Source organism: Pseudomonas vanderleydeniana (genome assembly GCF_014268755.2).
Classification (GTDB): domain Bacteria; phylum Pseudomonadota; class Gammaproteobacteria; order Pseudomonadales; family Pseudomonadaceae; genus Aquipseudomonas; species Aquipseudomonas vanderleydeniana.
Genome location: NZ_CP077093.1, coordinates 4,987,374 through 5,004,498 on the forward strand (window position 1 = coordinate 4,987,374; position 17,125 = coordinate 5,004,498).

At 62.3% G+C, this 17,125-nt stretch carries 17 protein-coding genes and 2 tRNA genes; 9 read left to right on the forward strand and 10 right to left on the reverse strand.

What is annotated here, in order from left to right; genetic code table 11:
• Window positions 1-321 precede the first annotated feature (321 nt).
• Together HU752_RS22375 and HU752_RS22380 are read left to right on the forward strand one after the other, a co-directional pair.
• Window positions 322-2,298, forward strand: coding sequence for a hybrid sensor histidine kinase/response regulator (locus HU752_RS22375; protein ID WP_186675242.1), 1,977 nt, complete (start codon window positions 322-324; stop codon window positions 2,296-2,298).
• A gap of 645 nt (window positions 2,299-2,943) precedes the next feature.
• The gene (locus tag HU752_RS22380; protein WP_186675240.1) at window positions 2,944-3,294 is read left to right on the forward strand and encodes a bacteriocin; all 351 of its coding nucleotides are present in this window, start codon (window positions 2,944-2,946) and stop codon (window positions 3,292-3,294) included.
• A gap of 56 nt (window positions 3,295-3,350) precedes the next feature.
• Here HU752_RS22380 and HU752_RS22385 read toward each other — a convergent pair whose 3' ends face one another.
• Window positions 3,351-3,962 (reverse strand): antibiotic biosynthesis monooxygenase, encoded by a 612-nt coding sequence (locus tag HU752_RS22385; RefSeq protein WP_186675238.1) that lies wholly within the window; start codon window positions 3,960-3,962, stop codon window positions 3,351-3,353.
• A gap of 186 nt (window positions 3,963-4,148) precedes the next feature.
• Here HU752_RS22385 and HU752_RS22390 point away from each other — a divergent pair, with 186 nt between their 5' ends.
• On the forward strand, window positions 4,149-5,045 hold the full coding sequence (locus HU752_RS22390) for a LysR family transcriptional regulator (protein WP_186675236.1): 897 nt from the start codon (window positions 4,149-4,151) through the stop codon (window positions 5,043-5,045).
• 100 nt (window positions 5,046-5,145) lie between these two features.
• On the forward strand, window positions 5,146-7,095 hold the full coding sequence (locus HU752_RS22395; RefSeq protein ID WP_186675234.1) for a DNA topoisomerase III: 1,950 nt from the start codon (window positions 5,146-5,148) through the stop codon (window positions 7,093-7,095).
• Window positions 7,096-7,110: 15 nt separating this feature from the next.
• Here HU752_RS22395 and HU752_RS22400 read toward each other — a convergent pair whose 3' ends face one another.
• Window positions 7,111-7,659: a hypothetical protein gene (locus HU752_RS22400; RefSeq protein WP_186675233.1), complete on the reverse strand. Its 549-nt coding sequence runs from the start codon at window positions 7,657-7,659 to the stop codon at window positions 7,111-7,113.
• 249 nt (window positions 7,660-7,908) lie between these two features.
• Between HU752_RS22400 and HU752_RS22405 the strand changes: the two genes are divergently transcribed.
• The gene (locus tag HU752_RS22405; protein ID WP_186675232.1) at window positions 7,909-8,781 is read left to right on the forward strand and encodes an SPFH domain-containing protein; all 873 of its coding nucleotides are present in this window, start codon (window positions 7,909-7,911) and stop codon (window positions 8,779-8,781) included.
• A gap of 100 nt (window positions 8,782-8,881) precedes the next feature.
• Here the strand turns inward: HU752_RS22405 and HU752_RS22410 are convergent, their stop codons facing one another.
• The 4 genes from HU752_RS22410 to HU752_RS22425 all read right to left on the reverse strand — a co-directional run bounded on the left by HU752_RS22410 (window position 8,882) and on the right by HU752_RS22425 (window position 9,892).
• A complete protein-coding gene (locus tag HU752_RS22410) occupies window positions 8,882-9,091 on the reverse strand; it encodes a hypothetical protein (protein ID WP_186675231.1) in 210 nt (69 codons plus the stop codon).
• The gene (locus HU752_RS22415) at window positions 9,088-9,291 is read right to left on the reverse strand and encodes a hypothetical protein (protein ID WP_186675230.1); all 204 of its coding nucleotides are present in this window, start codon (window positions 9,289-9,291) and stop codon (window positions 9,088-9,090) included. The genes HU752_RS22410 and HU752_RS22415 overlap by 4 nt, the downstream gene beginning before the upstream one ends.
• Window positions 9,292-9,530: 239 nt before the next feature.
• Window positions 9,531-9,607, reverse strand: a tRNA-Val gene (locus HU752_RS22420).
• A 208-nt stretch (window positions 9,608-9,815) separates the two neighbouring features.
• Window positions 9,816-9,892: transfer RNA gene (locus HU752_RS22425), tRNA-Val, on the reverse strand.
• 184 nt (window positions 9,893-10,076) lie between these two features.
• On the opposite strand from HU752_RS22425, the gene HU752_RS22430 reads away from it, so the two are divergent.
• Entirely contained in the window at window positions 10,077-11,360 is a 1,284-nt protein-coding gene (locus HU752_RS22430; protein ID WP_186684742.1) for an NAD(P)/FAD-dependent oxidoreductase, read from the forward strand.
• A 136-nt stretch (window positions 11,361-11,496) separates the two neighbouring features.
• Here HU752_RS22430 and HU752_RS22435 read toward each other — a convergent pair whose 3' ends face one another.
• Window positions 11,497-12,189, reverse strand: coding sequence for a PA2778 family cysteine peptidase (locus HU752_RS22435; RefSeq protein WP_186684740.1), 693 nt, complete (start codon window positions 12,187-12,189; stop codon window positions 11,497-11,499).
• Between the two features lie 228 nt (window positions 12,190-12,417).
• Between HU752_RS22435 and HU752_RS22440 the strand changes: the two genes are divergently transcribed.
• A complete protein-coding gene (locus tag HU752_RS22440; protein ID WP_186684739.1) occupies window positions 12,418-12,588 on the forward strand; it encodes a hypothetical protein in 171 nt (56 codons plus the stop codon).
• 64 nt (window positions 12,589-12,652) lie between these two features.
• Here the strand turns inward: HU752_RS22440 and HU752_RS22445 are convergent, their stop codons facing one another.
• On the reverse strand, window positions 12,653-13,402 hold the full coding sequence (locus tag HU752_RS22445; protein WP_186684737.1) for a TerC family protein: 750 nt from the start codon (window positions 13,400-13,402) through the stop codon (window positions 12,653-12,655).
• Between the two features lie 138 nt (window positions 13,403-13,540).
• Between HU752_RS22445 and nhaR the strand changes: the two genes are divergently transcribed.
• Window positions 13,541-14,446, forward strand: coding sequence for a transcriptional activator NhaR (gene nhaR, locus HU752_RS22450; protein ID WP_186684735.1), 906 nt, complete (start codon window positions 13,541-13,543; stop codon window positions 14,444-14,446).
• Here nhaR and HU752_RS22455 read toward each other — a convergent pair.
• Together HU752_RS22455 and HU752_RS22460 are read right to left on the reverse strand one after the other, a co-directional pair.
• The gene (locus HU752_RS22455; RefSeq protein WP_186684733.1) at window positions 14,443-15,597 is read right to left on the reverse strand and encodes an MFS transporter; all 1,155 of its coding nucleotides are present in this window, start codon (window positions 15,595-15,597) and stop codon (window positions 14,443-14,445) included. The genes nhaR and HU752_RS22455 overlap by 4 nt on opposite strands.
• A 195-nt stretch (window positions 15,598-15,792) precedes the next feature.
• Entirely contained in the window at window positions 15,793-16,302 is a 510-nt protein-coding gene (locus HU752_RS22460) for a DUF1993 domain-containing protein (RefSeq protein ID WP_186684731.1), read from the reverse strand.
• Between the two features lie 129 nt (window positions 16,303-16,431).
• Here HU752_RS22460 and HU752_RS22465 point away from each other — a divergent pair, with 129 nt between their 5' ends.
• Entirely contained in the window at window positions 16,432-17,082 is a 651-nt protein-coding gene (locus HU752_RS22465) for a YceH family protein (RefSeq protein ID WP_186684729.1), read from the forward strand.
• The last annotated feature ends 43 nt before the right edge of the window (window positions 17,083-17,125 follow it).

Below are 17,125 nucleotides of genomic sequence, written 5' to 3' on the forward strand. Positions count from 1 at the left end.
CAACTTCCTGTTGGGGCCATTGGCGCTGGCCAGCATGCAGCCAATGACAAGAATGATTGACCCTTATCGGCAGGCACCTCGATAACCTGAGGACGGAGCGGCAAAAGACCAGCCATAGCGCACTGCGTGCGGGCGGGCTGGTGATTCATCGCCGGTGCAAAGATGATGACCGACATGGCATTCACCGGCGCGGGCTTCTCCCTTGGGCTCGCTCAGGCAGGCCCGAAACATCTTCGGGCTTCTCGCCATCCACACAGCCATACTTACCAGCAGACAGCGTCCTGATACCATTCAGGCAGCTTTTTTCCGCATGGGGTAATTATGGAAGTATCCGTGACCGGAGCATTCGAACCGGCAGCCGAGCAGGACATGCACTACCGAACCATGTTCGAGGCGGTCGACACCGGCTTCTGCATTATCGAGATGAAATTCGATGCTGCCTCAAAGCCCGTGGATTACCGTTTCCTCGACATGAACCCGGCATTCGAACGCGAGACCGGGCTGGTCGGCGCCAAGGGGCGCTGGATGCGGGACCTGATCCCGAACCACGAACAGCACTGGTTCGACATCTACGGCGACGTCGCCCTGAACGGCGTCGAACAGCGTTTCGAAAACCAGGCGCAGGGACTCGGACGCTGGTATGCGGTGCATGCGGTTCGTGTCGGCACTCCAGGCGCCTACAAGGTCGCGATATTCTTCAACGACATCACCGAGCGGCGCCAGGCGGAAATCGCCCTCAAGCAACTGAATGCCTCGCTGGAGCAGGAGGTCGCCTCCCGAACCGACGACCGCAACCAGTTGTGGACCCTGTCTTCGGACATCATGCTGCGCTGCACCTTCGAGGGCCGGATCATCGCCATCAACCCGGCCTGGGAAGAAACCCTCGGCTGGAGCGAAACCGACCTGCTCGGCACCAGCCTCTACGACCTGATCCACCCCGATGACCTCGAACAGACGCTCGAGCGTGTCCGCCATTGCGCCGCCGGGCAGAGCATTCGTCGCTTCGAGAACCGCTATCGCTGTAAACGTGGCGGTTACCGCTGGATCAACTGGTCCTCCAGTCCTTCCGACGAGGTGATCAACGCCGTCGGCCGCGACTGCACGCTCGACAAGGAGCAGGCCCAGGCACTGGCCAAGGCCGAGGCGCAACTGCGCCAGAGCCAGAAAATGGAAGCTGTCGGACAGTTGACCGGCGGCCTGGCCCACGACTTCAACAACCTGCTGACCGGTATCAGCGGCAGCCTGGAAATGCTCCAGAGCCGCATCGACCAGGGGCGCGTGGAGAACCTGGAGCGCTACATCAATGCCGCGCTGATCGCCTCGCGCCGGGCCACCGCCCTCACCCATCGGCTGCTGGCCTTCTCCCGCCGGCAGACCCTCGACTCGCGGGCAACCAACGTCAATCTGCTGGTTACCGAAATGGAGGAGCTGATACGCCGTACGATCGGACCCTCGATAGGGCTGGAGGCGAAGCTGTCCGAACGGCTGTGGACGACCCTGGTCGATCATAACCAGCTGGAAAACTCGTTGCTCAACCTGTGCATCAACGCCCGCGATGCGATGCCCGAGGGCGGCCAGTTGACCATCGAGACCGCGAACATCACCCTCAATTCGGCTTCGGCACTGGCCCTGGAGTTGCCGCCAGGCGGCTATGTGTACCTGAGCGTCACTGACAGCGGCTGCGGCATGTCGGCCGACATCCTGAGCAAGGTCTTCGAACCGTTCTTCACCACCAAGCCGCTTGGCTCCGGCACGGGCCTGGGGTTGTCGATGGTCTATGGTTTCGCCCTGCAGTCCGGCGGCCAGGTACGCATCAACTCGCAGTTGGGCAACGGCACCCAGGTACGCCTCTACCTGCCTCGCCACTTCGCCGAAGCCGAGGAACGTGGTAACGCCCACGCCTCGCCCCCGACTCAACAGGCCCTGGCGGGCGAAACGGTGCTGGTGGTCGATGATGAACCCCAGGTGCGCATGCTGGAGGTCGATCTGCTGCAAGAGCGCGGCTACAAGGTGCTGGAAGCCAGCGACGGCGCGACCGGCCTGAAGATCCTGCAATCACCGATCCGCATCGACCTGCTGGTCAGCGACGTCGGCCTGCCGGGCGGCATGAATGGCCGACAGCTGGCGGAACTGGCCCGGCAGACCCGTCCCGGGCTCAAGGTGCTGTTCGTCACCGGTTATGCCGAGCATTCGGTGATCGGTGACGGCAACCTCGCTCCGGGCATGCATGTCATGACCAAGCCGTTCGCCATCGATGACCTGGCCAATCGCGTACGCGAAGTCATCAGTAATACCTGACAGGTTGTATTGAACCGCTGCCCTATGGTGAGCATCTACAACTGTTCGATAACGCAAACTTGCAATCCCGATATAAACCTTACTTATTGAAAGGTTTATATCGGAGGCATTCCATGAATTTCAGGCAAAAAAAAGCCCAAGCGGCTGATGGACGCTTGGGCCTTAAAGAATGCATAAACCGTGGTAGGTGAACGCGGGCCAATAATAACTGATCGTGTAAATTCGTAACAAGATATTTTGGCTATAATTTTATGCCTAACCCCTTCAATAACCACAAGTTTTTCCCGGGAATCCAGATATTCGGATCCAATTTAGGCACTGTTTTGGTTCACTGAAGGGGTGATTGCCGTAAGTGCACCAAAGCGGTTCACGATAACTACCCAACAGTCGAAAAAGACCATAATCAATATCCGGGAATTACTGGGCAACGATGTGACGGTAATATTATCGGCTGCCATGGAATCCGATGAATGGCATATATCTGCGCAAGCTGGCGAAGCGTTTCGGCAGTTCCCAGCCAGCTTGCGAAGCAGGAAAGTTCCCCGGGCGCGAAAAAATATAAACCGGCCCAGCCCCTCAAGAGCGTTTGCGTCCCTGCCCGCGCCCGGCGACAATTGGCACTCAATTCATTTCGAGGTTCGCAACATGCGTAAAGCACTTACCGTCCTGGCGCTCAGCGCCCTGTTTGCCCAAGGCGCCATGGCTGCCGGCGGTACCCAGGCAGCAGTCGGAGGTGGCTTGGGTGGCGTCCTGGGCAACGTGGTCGGCCAACAGATGGGCGGCAGCACTGGCGCTGCCATCGGTGCGGGCCTGGCTGGCGCGGCGGGTAGTGCCGTTGCCGCCAAGAAAGGCAAGAAGACCAAGGCTGCCATCGGCGGCGGCCTGGGTGCAGCCGGCGGTTCGTACCTGGGCAACCAGCTCGGTGGCAGCACCGGCGCAGCCATTGGCGCGGGCCTGGGTGGCGCGGCCGGCGGCGCACTGGGCGGTCGCAAGTAAGACCCTCGGATACGAAAAACCCGACACCTGTGTCGGGTTTTTTATGGGCGGGCCTTTTACCGCCGGGTTTCCAGGTGAGCGGGCACCGATGCTGTCTCCTGTCGTGGCTGCAGCCAGCGGCTGAACAGACGCGTCACCCGTGGCATGAATACATACACCACTGCCAGCACGATGGTCAGGGTAATCACCACGTTGGCCGGCACATAACCGCCCAGCCAGGGCCACAGCGCGAAGACCGGCTTCCACAGCAGCGGTACCAGGAATGTCAGCGGCAGGATCACCAGGAACGTCACGCAGGCCTGCTTCCAGCGCGGGGGCGGTGTCGGGGCATCCACATGCACGGGGGTGAACCAGAACTCGCGATCCGCATTGATTTCGGTCTGGTCGCCATCAGCCAGCAACGGCTGGGCCTGCTCGACCAGCTCACGGCGATCCTCGGAATCCAGCCAGACCTGCAACTGCTCGGTGCTGGCAAAGCGCAGCACGCTGGTGAACAGTGCCAGGCCGTCGCTGTGACCGCGGACCACGTCGATCCCCAGGTGCCCGGGATAGGTGCGCGCCTTGGCGACGATCTGGCGCAGCCAGGCCTCGTAGGCCTGATCCCCGCCTTTCCTGATCCGGTGACGCACCAGCAGCGTGACCACGCCGTCGGACAATTCGATATTCATGGCTGACTCCATCTTCCTGTCTGTGCCCCTGCGTCCCAGTCACGCAGGTATCCCAGTAATCTGGCGGCGGTTCCCGGGCTTCACTTGAAGGCCTGTGCTGCCTGCTTGAAATGAATTCTGGGGCCTGGATAAAAAAGGGACAATTCCATAAAATCGAGAATCATTGATTCTATTAAAGGAACAGTCATGGATCGCGTCGAATGCATGCGGGCGTTTGTCGCCACGGTCGGGGCCAATGGCTTTGCCGCGGCGGCACGGGCGATGGACGTGCCGCGCTCGAAAGTCAGCAAGCAGATCCAGGCGCTGGAAGAAGCGATCGGCGTACAGTTGCTGCTGCGTACCACCCGCAGCCTGCACCTGACCGAGGCCGGTGCCGAGTACTACGAGTCGGCCCGCGAGCTGCTGGCCTCGCTGGACGAGGCCGAACAACGCGCCCGCGACGGCATCGGCGAACTGCGTGGGGTGTTGCGCGTCAACGCGCCCATGTCCTTCGGCCTGCGTCGGCTGGGCCGACTGATCCCGCTGTTTCATCGGGAACACCCCAACGTCGAGCTGCAACTGGTGCTCAGCGATCAGCAGGTGGATCCGGTCAAGGGTGGTTTCGACGTGACCATCCGAATCGCCAGCCTGCCGGACTCATCGATGGTCGCCAAGCTGCTGGCCCCGGCGCCGCGCATCATGGTCGCGTCCCCCGACTACCTGGAACGTGCCGGCATTCCCACCACACCGAGGGAACTGTGCACCCACCAGTGCCTGAACTATGGCTATCTGCAAAGTGGCGTGAGCCTGCAATTGAGCAACGGCAAGGAGACCCAGCGAGTCACCGTCACCGGCCCGCTGCACGCCAACAACGGCGACCTGCTGGCCCAGGCGGCCGAGGCCGGCATGGGCATCGCCCTGTTGCCCGATTTCATTGTCGAGGATGCCCTCGCTGCCGGACGCCTGGTGCCGGTGATGTGCGAATGGCAGGCGCCACCGATCAGCATCCACGCCGTGTATGCCTCGGCACGCCGGGTGCCGCAGAAGACCCGCGCGTTCATCGACTTCCTGGTGCGGGAGCTGGCGGTAGCCGCGCAGGGCTGAAACAAATAGACTGTATATACATACAGACAAGGATTGCCCGGCACCCCACGACCGAGCATGCTGTCCGCTCTCTCCCGCACACGATCGAACGAAGGTGGCCATGCGGCTGTTTCTCTGCGAAAAACCCTCCCAGGCCAAGGATATTGCCGCCGTGCTCGGGGCCACGCGCCGTGGCGATGGCTGCTGGGTGGGGGCCAACGCCACGGTCACCTGGTGCATCGGCCATCTGCTGGAAACCGCCCCGCCGGATGCCTACGACGCCCGCTACAAGCGCTGGGTACTGGCCGACCTGCCGATCGTCCCGGAAAAATGGAAGATGCAGGTCAAGCCCAAGACCGCCAGCCAGTTCAAGGCGGTCAAGCGCCTGCTGGGCGAGGCCCGGGAACTGGTGATCGCCACCGACGCCGACCGCGAGGGCGAGATGATTGCCCGTGAACTGGTCGAGCATTGCCGCTACCGCGGGCCGATCCAGCGACTCTGGCTATCGGCACTCGACGATGCGTCGATCCGCAAGGCCCTGGCGAGCCTCAAGCCGGGCGGCGAAACCTTCAACCTCTACCATTCGGCCCTGGGCCGCTCGCGGGCCGACTGGCTGATCGGCATGAACATGAGCCGGCTGTTCACCCTGCTCGGCCGCCAGTCCGGCTACCAGGGCGTGCTGCCGGTGGGCCGGGTGCAGACGCCGACCTTGCGCCTGGTGGTGGACCGCGACCGCAGCATCGCCGATTTCGTACCCGTGGCCTACTGGGCGATCGATGTGCACCTGCAACACGACGGCCAGCCCTTCGTTGCCCAGTGGCGAGCCCCCTCCGACGCCTGCGACGACCAGGATCGCTGCCTGAACCAGCCACTTGCCCAGCAAGCGGCGGCAGCGATGAGCGCAGCCTCCAGTGCCCGGGTGGTGAAACTCAAGACCGAGCGGATTCGTGAACCCGCGCCGCTGCCCTTCGACCTCGGCACCTTGCAGGAAGTGTGTTCGAAACGGCTCGGGCTGGGCGCCCAGGAGACCCTGGACATCGCCCAGTCGCTGTACGAAACCCACAAGGTCATCACCTACCCGCGCAGTGACTGCGGTTTTCTGCCCCTCAGCCAGCATGGCGATGCCGCCCGGGTACTGGCGGCGCTGGAGCGGGCCGACCCGAGCCTGGGCAACCTGGCCCCGTACCTTGATCCGACACGCCGCTCACGGGCCTGGAACGATGCCAAGGTCACCGCCCACCACGGCATCATCCCGACCGGCTCGGGCGCCAGCCTGGAACGCCTGCAAGGCAAGCCGCGCGCGGTCTACACGTTGATTCGTGCCCGCTACCTGGCGCAGTTCCTGCCCAACCACGAATACGACCGCACCCAGGCCGATTTCGATTGCGCGGCACAAGCGCTGCGGGCCGTCGGCAAGCAGGTGATCGAGCCGGGCTGGAAGCGCGCCCTGCCGCAAGCTCTGACACCGGCCAAGGGCCGTGAAGCACCGGAACCACAGGCCTTGCCGAAGCTGCGCGAAGGTGACGAATGTGCGGTGAGCCGAGTCGACTTGAAGGACCTGTGGACCCAACCGCCCAAGCCCTTTACCGAAGGCGACCTGATCAAGGCGATGAAGAACGTCGCCAAGTACGTGGAAGACCCACGCCTGAAGCAGAAGCTCAAGGAAACCACCGGCATCGGCACCGAGGCCACCCGCGCCAGCATCATCCAGGGCCTGCTGGACCGCAATTACCTGGTCAAGCACGGCAAGAGCCTGTCGGCCACCGCAGCGGCGTTCAGCCTGATCGATGCGGTCCCACGGGCGATCGCCGATCCGGGTACCACGGCCATCTGGGAACAGGCCCTGGACATGGTGCAAGGCGGCGAGATGAGCCTGGAAGAATTCGTCGCCAAGCAGGCAGCGTGGATGAGCAAGCAGGTGGGGCGCTGTGTCGAGCTGAAGCTGCAGATCAGCATGCCGCCCGGCACGTCGGCGCCTGCGCCATGGAAAAAGAAACGCAAGGCCTCCGGGACCCGACCCCCAAGAGCCCGCCGCCCGGCAAAGGCGGCGAGCAGTCGCCCAAAGAAATGAACAACCTGGTGGCGGTTACTTCACCTTGCGGCCCAGGTCATCCACCTTGCCCCGGAGCTTGTCCAGCTCGCGCCCCTGATCGTTTACATCCCGTTTCAGCCCGGACAACTCGCTGGAACTCGACCCGGAACCGGAGTTGCGCTTGAGCTCGTCCAGTGTCCGACCGAACTTGTCGAGCGTGCGATCCTGCTCGTCCACCTTGCGCTTGAGCGCGGAGAGCTCACTGCTGCCCGAACTGGAGGAAGATCCGCCACCACGCTTGAGTTCATCGATCGTACGGGCCTGCTCCTTGATGATCTTTTTCAGATCATCCAGCTCATCGGCACTGCGTTTCTGCTGTTCGCGCAACTTCTGCAGGTCATCCACCGTGAACCGGCTATTGCGCAGCGTGTACCCGGACCCCGTGTCACCATGGCTGGCAAGCACCGCATCATAGCCGGAGGCATCGGCGCGCTCGATCTCAACTGCCGCCTGGGCCTGGAATGGCAACAACAGGCTGCCCAACAGAAGCGCGAACACACCGGTAGAGCGAAGGGAGAAAGCAGGATTGCTACGAGGGAGCATCGTGTGTCGTCCTTGTGAAGTGCCGATATGGCACATCGCTATGATCCGTTTTTCCGCCACTTGTTCCCTGCTGCCTCGAGTCTGGGAGCCCCGTCTCAGCATGAAGCGGGCTCGGCGGTTATCATGCCGGGCTGCTCGCGCTCGGCGCGGCGGCTTGCAAACTTATTGGCCATGTCGGCGGGACACGCTCTCCGGGCACTCGGGCAGCGTATTCAGGGAGTGGTTTCCCGCCCATCAAAGGAACGAAATATGACCCCCAATCTGATTGGCAAAGCGGCAGGCGGTGTAGCGGCCCTGCTCCTGCTCATCGTGTTTTTCGGCAGCTGGTACACCGTGGATGAAACCGAACGTGGCGTACTGTTGAGAAACGGCGCGCTGGTCGGCGTCGTCGACCCGGGACTGTCGTTCAAGATGCCCTTCATCGAAAGCGTTCGCCTGATCAGTATCCAGAGCCAGGTCTCGGCCTACGAGAACCTGCAGGCCTACAGCAAGGACCAGCAGTCGGCGCAGCTCAAGGTATCGGTATCCTGGCACGTCGCGCCGTCCGACGTGGCCAAGGTCTATACCCAGTTCAAGGACATCGACGGCATCCGCGACCGGCTGATCAGCCGCCAGGTACCGACCCAGGTCGAGAACGTCTTCGGCCAGTTCAACGCCGTGGCCGCCGTGCAGAATCGCGTGCAACTGGTCAGCGACATCTCCGCCGCCATCAAGGCATCGATCAATGGCCCGGTGATCATCGACAGCGTGCAGGTGGAGAACATCGACTTCAGCGACGCCTACGAAAAAGCCATCGAGGCGCGCATGGCCGCCGAGGTACAGGTGAAAACCCGTGAGCAGCAACTGGCGACCGAACAGGTCCAGGCGCAGATCCGCGTGACCCAGGCCCAGGCCGAAGCGGATGCCCAGCTGGCGCAGGCCAAGGCCGATGCCCAGGCCACCGAGTTGCGTGGTCGGGCCGAAGCCGAGGCGATCAAGGCCCGTGCCCAGGCCCTGGCGAGTAACCAGAACCTGGTGGAACTGACCAAGGCCGAACGCTGGAACGGCGTACTGCCCACCACGGTACTGCCAAGCGGCACCCTGCCCTTCATCGATGCCCGGCAGGAGCGCAAAGCGGACTGAGGGCCGATGCCAGGAGGACGTCCACCGAAATTCGTGGCGTCCTCACCTCACGGAGCACCTCACAAGCGAGTGGGCCGTACTCGATAGCCGGCCCCTTCAGTCATCTTCCCGCCCGCCCCTCGATCTGCTTGCCGAGATGACGAACCTCCGCCCGCAGCGCCTGCAACTCGCGGGTTGCCTGGTTGAGCAGTTCCCGATCCGTCGGGCGAGGCTGAGCAGCGCCGGTCACCTTCTTGCGGCCACGGTAGAGGGCGAACGCCATCAGCAGCACCATACAAGCCAGCCAGGACAGAACGATTGCGGCCTTCACTGCCATACCTCCCGAATTGCGCACACGTAGGAACAGACAAAACAGATAATGCTGACGACGAACAAGGTGACACTGAGCAACACCATTCTTGGCGTTGCATCCCCCGCCAATAGGTACAAAGTCGAAAAGCCGGTGATAGCAGCACCCGCTCCCATGCCAACCAGGGTCTCGCCCAGCCATCTGATCGTTTTACTTTCCATGCAGCATCCTTGCGCACGTTTTTCCCTGTATAGCCCTGACACCAGATGCTGAGGAAGCGTGAGGTAGAGGTCAACCCATCGAGTGTTTGGCGGTATTTCAGGAGAGTCGGATGCGACAAAAGGCAGTCCGCCGCAGTTGCGGATTCGACACAGGGAGAGGATTCGTCAAACGCGAGACACAAAAAAGGGCCAATCTCTCGATTGACCCTTTCAGACCGCCCAGCAGAGCGGATTTTGTCTGGTAGGCACGATTGGACTCGAACCAACGACCCCCACCATGTCAAGGTGGTGCTCTAACCAACTGAGCTACGTGCCTGCTGTGGGCTGCATTCTACGGATTTTCTGCCGAGAGGCAACCTGTTTTTTCGCTAAGCCTATGAATAGGCTTGGAAAAATTCTCAAGGTGAGAGCTTGGGGCAAATGCCGCCCAGGGCAAAGACCAGCTCTCGAACTTTCTTCAGGACGAAAAAAAGGCCAATCTCTCGATTGGCCTTTTCATACCGCCCAGCAGAGCGGATTTTGTTTGGTAGGCACGATTGGACTCGAACCAACGACCCCCACCATGTCAAGGTGGTGCTCTAACCAACTGAGCTACGTGCCTGCTGTGAGGCGGCATTCTACGGATTTGCCGAGGGGTGTCAACACCTTTCTTTCCGCTAAGTCTCTGAATAGGCAAATTTTTTATCGGGGCTCCAGCAGCTTCCCAATTTGGGGTGGCTGGCGGGGGTATTTCAACTGAGGTAGCATCAGGTCACTCGTAAAAAATATAAAACAGAGGTTGCAGGATGGCGAACACTCCCTACCCCCAGTCCTACTATGCCGCGTCGGCCAACCCGGTTCCCGAGCGTCCGCCCTTGCAAGATGATGTCGAAACCGATGTGTGCGTGATCGGTGCCGGCTACACCGGCCTGTCCAGCGCCCTGTTCCTCCTGGAGAACGGTTTGCGCGTGACGGTACTGGAAGCCGCCAGGGTCGGCTTCGGCGCCTCGGGCCGCAACGGCGGCCAGATCGTCAACAGCTACAGTCGCGATATCGACGTGATCGAGCGCAGCGTCGGGCCGAAGCAGGCGCAACTGCTCGGGCAGATGGCCTTCGAAGGCGGGCGGATCATTCGCGAGCGGATCGCCAGGTACAACATCCAGTGCGACCTGAAGGACGGTGGGGTGTTCGCCGCCTTGAGCAATAAACAGATGGGGCATCTCGAATCGCAGAAGAAGCTCTGGGAACGCTTTGGCCACACCCAACTGGAACTGCTGGACCAGCGCCGCATTCGCGAAGTGGTCAACTGCGACCAATATGTCGGTGGCATGCTCGACATGAGCGGCGGGCATATCCATCCGCTGAACCTGGCGCTGGGCGAAGCGGCGGCGGTCGAGTCGCTGGGTGGCAGGATCCATGAGCAATCGCCAGCCGTGCGCATCGAACGGGGTGCCAATCCCGTCGTGCACACGCCCCAGGGCAAGGTCAGGGCCAAGTTCATCATCGTCGCCGGCAATGCCTATCTCGGCAACCTCGTGCCCGAACTGGCCGCCAAGTCGATGCCCTGCGGGACCCAGGTGATCACCACCGAGCCGCTGGGCGATGCGCTGGCGAAATCGTTGCTGCCGCAGGACTACTGCGTCGAAGACTGCAACTACCTGCTCGACTACTACCGCCTCTCCGGCGACAAGCGCCTGATCTTCGGTGGTGGCGTGGTCTATGGTGCCCGCGATCCGGCGAACATCGAAGCGATCATCCGGCCGAAGATGCTCAAGGCGTTCCCGCAACTGAAGGACGTGAAGATCGACTACGCCTGGACCGGCAATTTCCTGCTGACCCTGTCGCGCCTGCCGCAAGTTGGCCGGCTGGGCGACAACATCTACTACTCCCAGGGTTGCAGCGGTCACGGCGTGACTTATACGCACCTGGCCGGCAAGGTACTGGCCGAAGCGTTGCGCGGACAGGCCGAGCGTTTCGATGCGTTTGCCGATCTGCCGCATTACCCGTTCCCCGGTGGGCAACTGCTGCGCACACCGTTCAGTGCATTGGGGGCGTGGTACTACACGATGCGGGACAAGTTGGGGATTTGAGGCGCTGGGGTTCCTACAGCCCCCGGTGTGGTGAACGGGGATCGATGGCCCTTCGCGGGCAAGCCCGGCTCCTACAGGATGAGTGTCGTACACCCAGTTTGCGTACGGGGCGCAAAGCTGTTGGAGCCGGGTTGCATCAATGGCCGCTCAACGCCTTCCGGGCACTGGCGGCGGCCTGCTCCTGACCGGCACGGGCCAGTTCATCGGCGGCCTTCAGCCAACGCTGCTGGTCAACCTGGGCCGGCAGTTGCGTTGGCGACTGGACCAGCACCGCCCAGCCCCCGGCGCCCTTCCAGGCCGAGACGAAGGTGTCGAAGTCCATCGGCATCCGCCGGTTCATCCCTGCCCGCAGCAGGATCGTGTGCTTGAACCGGTTGTATCCGGCAATCACCGCATAACGCGGCTCGGACCAGACCCGCCCTTCATTGAACTTCACCAACACCGGATAACCGGCCGCCACCTGGGTCAGCAAGGCCGACAGATCGGGATCCAGCGGATAGACCACCATCCCGTACTCACGCGCCAGCACCTGCATGTTCTTCTGCAGGTCGGCTTCCGCCCCAGGCAGCTTCAACGGCTTGTCCAGCAGGCCAGGGGTGACGGTCACGCCCTGCTGCGCCAGCATGCTGGCCAACGCGCCGGGACCACTCTGGTAGGCCTCGCCTCGGAAGAACGGTACGCCATTGAGCTCCACACGCTCCGGCAGACGCTGTAGCTGCGGCGGCTGCCCACCGCTGCTGGAACACCCCCCCAGGGCCAGCAGCAAGGCCCCCAGCATCAGCAACCGGCGGGACGACATGGATTGAAAATGGCTTGGTCCCTTGAACATCTTCACTCTCTTGATCAGTTGCCAGGCGGATCCGCCCTGGCTCGGGCCTTGATCATAGGTCGGCGTCGCCCGGGGGTATAGCCTTTCAGCGCAGTTTATCCGGTGCCATAGAGCGAAATGACTGATCGCACACGACCATTGGTCAATAGCCTGAAACACCACAGCGACTAGACTGTTCTACAAGCAAGACGAAGTGAGAGAGCCCCGATCGGGGCGAAGGAGGCGCTGATGAGCCTTGTCCTGACCATTGCACTGTTGATCCTGGGTTGGCTGTCCGTTGCGGCAGCCATGTTGTGGGGAGTCCTGAGGGTTTCCCGCCGTCACCATCATCCCCATGCCCTGCCCTCGCAACCAGGCAAGGCCGGCAAGGCGAGCGGACGTCACGCCGGCGCCCATTGACCTTCCCACATGAAAAAAGCCGCCCGGCTCTCCCTGGAGCACCGGGCGGCTTCGTCATGCCAAATCAGCCTTGCGCCGCCTCGCGCTTCTGCCGCGCACGACGGGCCAGCATGTTCAGGCCCTCAATCACCGCCGAGAAGGTCATGGCGGCATACACGTAGCCCTTGGGCACGTGGGCACCGAAGCCTTCGGCGATCAGCGTCATGCCGATCATGATCAGGAAGCCCAGGGCCAGCATCACCACGGTCGGGTTGTCATTGATGAACTTCGCCAGTGGCTCCGACGCCAGCAACATCACCGCTACCGCGACGATCACCGCAACCACCATGATCGGCAGGTGCTCGGTCATGCCCACCGCCGTGATGATGCTGTCGATGGAGAACACCAGGTCGAGCATGAGGATCTGGCCGATGGCGGCGGCGAAGCCCAGCGATACCCGCGAGCCCTTGTCTTCGCTCTCCTTCTCCTGCGGGTCCATGCTGTGGTGGATTTCCGTGGTGGCCTTCCACACCAGGAACAGGCCACCGGCAATCAGGATCATGTCCTTCCAGGAAAACGCCTGGCCGAACACCTCGATCACCGGCGCGGTGAGCTTGACGATATAGGCGATGGTACCCAGCAGGCCCAGGCGCAGGATCAGCGCCATGCCGATGCCGATTCGCCGCGCCTTGGTGCGAAACTGCGCCGGCAGCTTGTTGGTCAGGATCGAAATGAAGATCAGGTTATCGATACCCAGTACGACTTCCATGACGATCAACGTCAGCAAGGCAATCCAGGCGGTGGGGCTGACAGCGAGTTCCAACAGGTATTCCATGGTTCAGTCCTGAGTAGGGTTCACGGGCAAGCCGAGTGAATGGCTCACCGGTCGAAACGCATTCTAGGGGCGCTGATACTTCATAAAAATTCGTATTTTTCAGCGTTATACTTCGTTTTTTACGAAGTGATTCCGCACATGCTCAACTACCGGCAATTGCATTACTTCTGGGTCGTGGCCAAGACCGGCAGCATCGTCCGTGCCTGCGAACAACTGAACCTCACCCCGCAGACCATCAGCGGCCAGATCAGCCTGCTGGAACAGAGCCTGGGCGTCGAGCTGTTTCGCAAGGCCGGACGCCAGCTGGAACTGACCGAGGCCGGGCGCCAGGCCCTGCCCTACGCCGAGCAGATGTTTCAACTGGGCAACGAACTGCAGGCGACGCTGCAGGCACAGCCCAAGGAGCAACCCTTGCCGTTTCGGGTCGGGGTGGCCGACGTGGTGCCCAAGTCCATCGTCTACCGGCTGATCGCCCCGACCATGGAACTGGACGAGCCGATCCGCATCACCTGCCGCGAGGACAAGCTCGAACGCCTGCTGGCAGACCTGGCGATCCAGCGCCTGGACCTGGTGATCTCCGACAGTCCCATGCCAACCCATCTCGACATCAAAGGTTATAGTCAGAAACTCGGGGAATGTGGCGTGAGTTTCTTTGCCACTCAAGCGCTGGCCGAACGTTATGACGCCCCTTTCCCGCAGTGCCTGCAAGGTGCGCCGCTGCTGATTCCCGGACAGGAAACCGTGGTCCGCAGCCGGTTGTTGCGCTGGCTCGCCGAACAGCAGATCCAGCCAAGGATCGTCGGCGAATTCGATGACAGTGCCTTGATGCAGGCATTCGGCCAATCCGGCAGCGGCTTCTTCGTCGCTCCGAGCGTGATCGCCGATGAGGTCTGTCGCCAGAACGACGTCAGGCTGATGGGCCAGACCGACGCCGTCAGCGAGTCGTTCTATGCGATTTCGGTGGAGCGCAAGATCAAGCACCCCGGCACGCTGGCGATCACCGAAGGGGCTCGCCGCGAGTTGTTCATGGGACCCGGCGCCTAGGCCGTTACGGTCTTCGAATCGGTCGTCATCAAGGCCATCGCCAGCAGGATCGACATCAGGATCAGCGCTGCGGCAGCGAAGCCGAGCCCCGTCAGGCCGACACTGTCGATGACTCGGCCGCCGATCACCGCGCCGAGGCCGATGCCCAGGTTGGCCCCGGCGATGTTCAGCGAAGCGGCAAACGCCGGCGCCTGGGGCGCCACCTTCATCAGGCGGACATGGCTGACCAGGAACAATGCCGCCTGGGTGATCCCCCAGACCGCCAGTGCCGCCGCCAGCCCGGGCCACGAATTGATGTTCGGCATCACCGCCACCAGTGCGGGAATCATGAACGCACAGAACACCATCGAGGCGATCAGTGGCTGGCGGTCGACCATGCGCCCACCCAAGGCGTTGCCGAGCAGGCCGACCGCCCCGAACGCCATCAGGCACCAGCCCACCACCGTACCGTTGAAGCCGGCCAGCCGTTCGAGGATATCGGCGAGGTACGTGTAGGCGGTGAACATGCCGCTGAAGATCAGGATCGACAACAGTACATGGCCAAGCATCAACGGACTGCGCAGGATGCCGAACTGCGAGCGCAACGAAACCTGCTTGAGGTGCAGGCGGGTCGCCGGCAGGAAGCGCCAGAGCAGCAGCGCCTTGAGCAACGCGACCACCGCCAGGATCGTGAATGCCATACGCCAGCCCCAGGCATCTCCGACCAGCGTGCCCACCGGAATGCCGAAGACCGTAGCACAGACGATGCCAAAGCCGATCTTTTCGATCGCCCTGCCGGCATGGTCCGGGCCGACGATGTCCACTGCCGTTTCACTGGCCAATGCCCAGAACACCGGCAGGCCCAAGGCTGGCAGCAGGCGAGCCACCGCCATGACCCAGATGTTCGGGGCCAGCGCCGCCACGGTATTGGCCACCCCGAAGATCACCAGGATGCTGATGAACAGCCGCCGCCGCTCGAAGCGGGCGAAATAGGCGGTCAGGAACGGACCGAAGGCCGCCACGGTAAAGGCGAACAGGGTCACCAGCAGACCGGCCTGGGGGATGCTGACCTCCAGGTCGCGGGCAATGGCGGGCAGCAGCCCGACGATCACGAATTCCGTGGTCAGCACGGTAAAACCGGCGGCCGAAAGCAGCAGGATGGCAAGGAACATGGAGACTCCAGAAAACGACAGCGCCAGCGATAGCCCGAGGGCTCACTGGAAGGAGGGAAATGAGGATGAACGATTGTAACAGACTGGATATGACAATGAGTAATGCGGTGTCGCGATGGCCTGGGCTCCCACAGGTACACACCCGTGAGAGCCGGACTCACCGATACGGCGGACCGCCGCGAGTGTGGTGATCGATCAGAACGCGCCCATGTAGTCGCGCTTGCCGATTTCCACGCCATTGTGGCGCAGGATCGCGTAGGCGGTGGTCACGTGGAAGAAGAACTGGGGCAGGCCATAGGTCAGCAGGTACGACTGGCCGCTGAAGCGCTTCTCTTTCGGCGTGCCAGGGCGGGTGACGATCTCGATGCCTTCCTTGCCGTCGACCTGGGCCGCGCCGATGCTGTCCAGGTGCGCCAGGGTCTTGGCGATCAGGGCCTGCAGTTCGGCGAAGGTGGTCTCGCTATCCGGGTAGGACGGTACCTCGATCTCCGCCAGGCGCGAGGACACGCCCTTGGCGAAATCGACGGCGATCTGCACCTGGCGAACCAGCGGGAACATGTCCGGGGCCAGGCGGGCCTGCACGAATACGCTCGGGTCGATGCCCTTGGCCGTTGCATGCGCCTCGGCCTTGTTCAGGACATCACTCAGGGCATTGAGCATTTGCTTGAAAACCGGGATGGAAGCGGCGTACAGGGAAATGGTCATGGGGTTCTCACAATGAAAATGGCAGGAGTGCAGCCGACCGATTATAGCCAGAGCCGGTCGCATTGCTGCTTGTCTTTTTGCGTTGCGAGGCCCTAGGCTAGCGGCTTCCAATGCATAGGGAACCGCACCATGAGCACCGAGCAAGAGACTTCCGTCGAACAACCACAATTGAACAGCACGGAAATCCGCATCCTGGGCTCGCTGATCGAGAAACAGGCCACCAGCCCGGAAACCTATCCGCTGACCCTCAACGCCCTGGTGCTCGCCTGCAACCAGAAAACCAGCCGCGAACCGGTGATGAACTTAAGCCAGGGACAGGTCGGCCAGAGCCTTCGGGCACTCGAAGGCCGGGGTTTTGCCCGCCTGGTGATGGGCAGCCGGGCCGACCGCTGGGAACAACGGGTCGACAAGGCCCTGGAGCTGGTGCCAGCCCAGGTGGTGCTGATCGGCCTGCTGTTCCTGCGCGGCCCGCAGACCGTCAACGAACTGCTGACCCGCAGTGGTCGCATGCATGACTTCGAAGACACCGAGCAGGTGCTGCATCAGCTGGAGCGCCTGATCGCCCGCGGGCTGGCGCTGCTGATTCCACGCCAGGCCGGCCAGCGGGAGGACCGCTATACCCACGCCCTGGGTGACCCAGCGGATATCGAGGCGATTCTCGCCGCCCGCCAGCAGGCCCCGGAGCGCACGGCCGGCGGTGCGGTGTCCGCGGAGCGCATCGAGGAGCTGGAAGCGCGTATAGCGGCGCTGGAAGAGCGGCTGGCCCGGTTGGAGCAGTAGCACTGAGAGGCCCGCCGGCGATGCACGGTGAGTCGGTGGGCCT

Excerpts from the sequence above, each read along its gene's own strand:
- HU752_RS22375 (WP_186675242.1), top strand. The coding sequence starts at position 322 with ATGGAAGTATCCGTGACCGGAGCATTCGAACCGGCAGCCGAGCAGGAC.
- HU752_RS22380 (WP_186675240.1), top strand. The coding sequence starts at position 2,944 with ATGCGTAAAGCACTTACCGTCCTGGCGCTCAGCGCCCTGTTTGCCCAA.
- HU752_RS22385 (WP_186675238.1), bottom strand. The coding sequence starts at position 3,962 with ATGAATATCGAATTGTCCGACGGCGTGGTCACGCTGCTGGTGCGTCAC.
- HU752_RS22390 (WP_186675236.1), top strand. The coding sequence starts at position 4,149 with ATGGATCGCGTCGAATGCATGCGGGCGTTTGTCGCCACGGTCGGGGCC.
- HU752_RS22395 (WP_186675234.1), top strand. The coding sequence starts at position 5,146 with ATGCGGCTGTTTCTCTGCGAAAAACCCTCCCAGGCCAAGGATATTGCC.
- HU752_RS22400 (WP_186675233.1), bottom strand. The coding sequence starts at position 7,659 with ATGCTCCCTCGTAGCAATCCTGCTTTCTCCCTTCGCTCTACCGGTGTG.
- HU752_RS22405 (WP_186675232.1), top strand. The coding sequence starts at position 7,909 with ATGACCCCCAATCTGATTGGCAAAGCGGCAGGCGGTGTAGCGGCCCTG.
- HU752_RS22415 (WP_186675230.1), bottom strand. The coding sequence starts at position 9,291 with ATGGAAAGTAAAACGATCAGATGGCTGGGCGAGACCCTGGTTGGCATG.
- HU752_RS22430 (WP_186684742.1), top strand. The coding sequence starts at position 10,077 with ATGGCGAACACTCCCTACCCCCAGTCCTACTATGCCGCGTCGGCCAAC.
- HU752_RS22435 (WP_186684740.1), bottom strand. The coding sequence starts at position 12,189 with ATGTTCAAGGGACCAAGCCATTTTCAATCCATGTCGTCCCGCCGGTTG.
- HU752_RS22440 (WP_186684739.1), top strand. The coding sequence starts at position 12,418 with ATGAGCCTTGTCCTGACCATTGCACTGTTGATCCTGGGTTGGCTGTCC.
- HU752_RS22445 (WP_186684737.1), bottom strand. The coding sequence starts at position 13,402 with ATGGAATACCTGTTGGAACTCGCTGTCAGCCCCACCGCCTGGATTGCC.
- nhaR (WP_186684735.1), top strand. The coding sequence starts at position 13,541 with ATGCTCAACTACCGGCAATTGCATTACTTCTGGGTCGTGGCCAAGACC.
- HU752_RS22455 (WP_186684733.1), bottom strand. The coding sequence starts at position 15,597 with ATGTTCCTTGCCATCCTGCTGCTTTCGGCCGCCGGTTTTACCGTGCTG.
- HU752_RS22460 (WP_186684731.1), bottom strand. The coding sequence starts at position 16,302 with ATGACCATTTCCCTGTACGCCGCTTCCATCCCGGTTTTCAAGCAAATG.
- HU752_RS22465 (WP_186684729.1), top strand. The coding sequence starts at position 16,432 with ATGAGCACCGAGCAAGAGACTTCCGTCGAACAACCACAATTGAACAGC.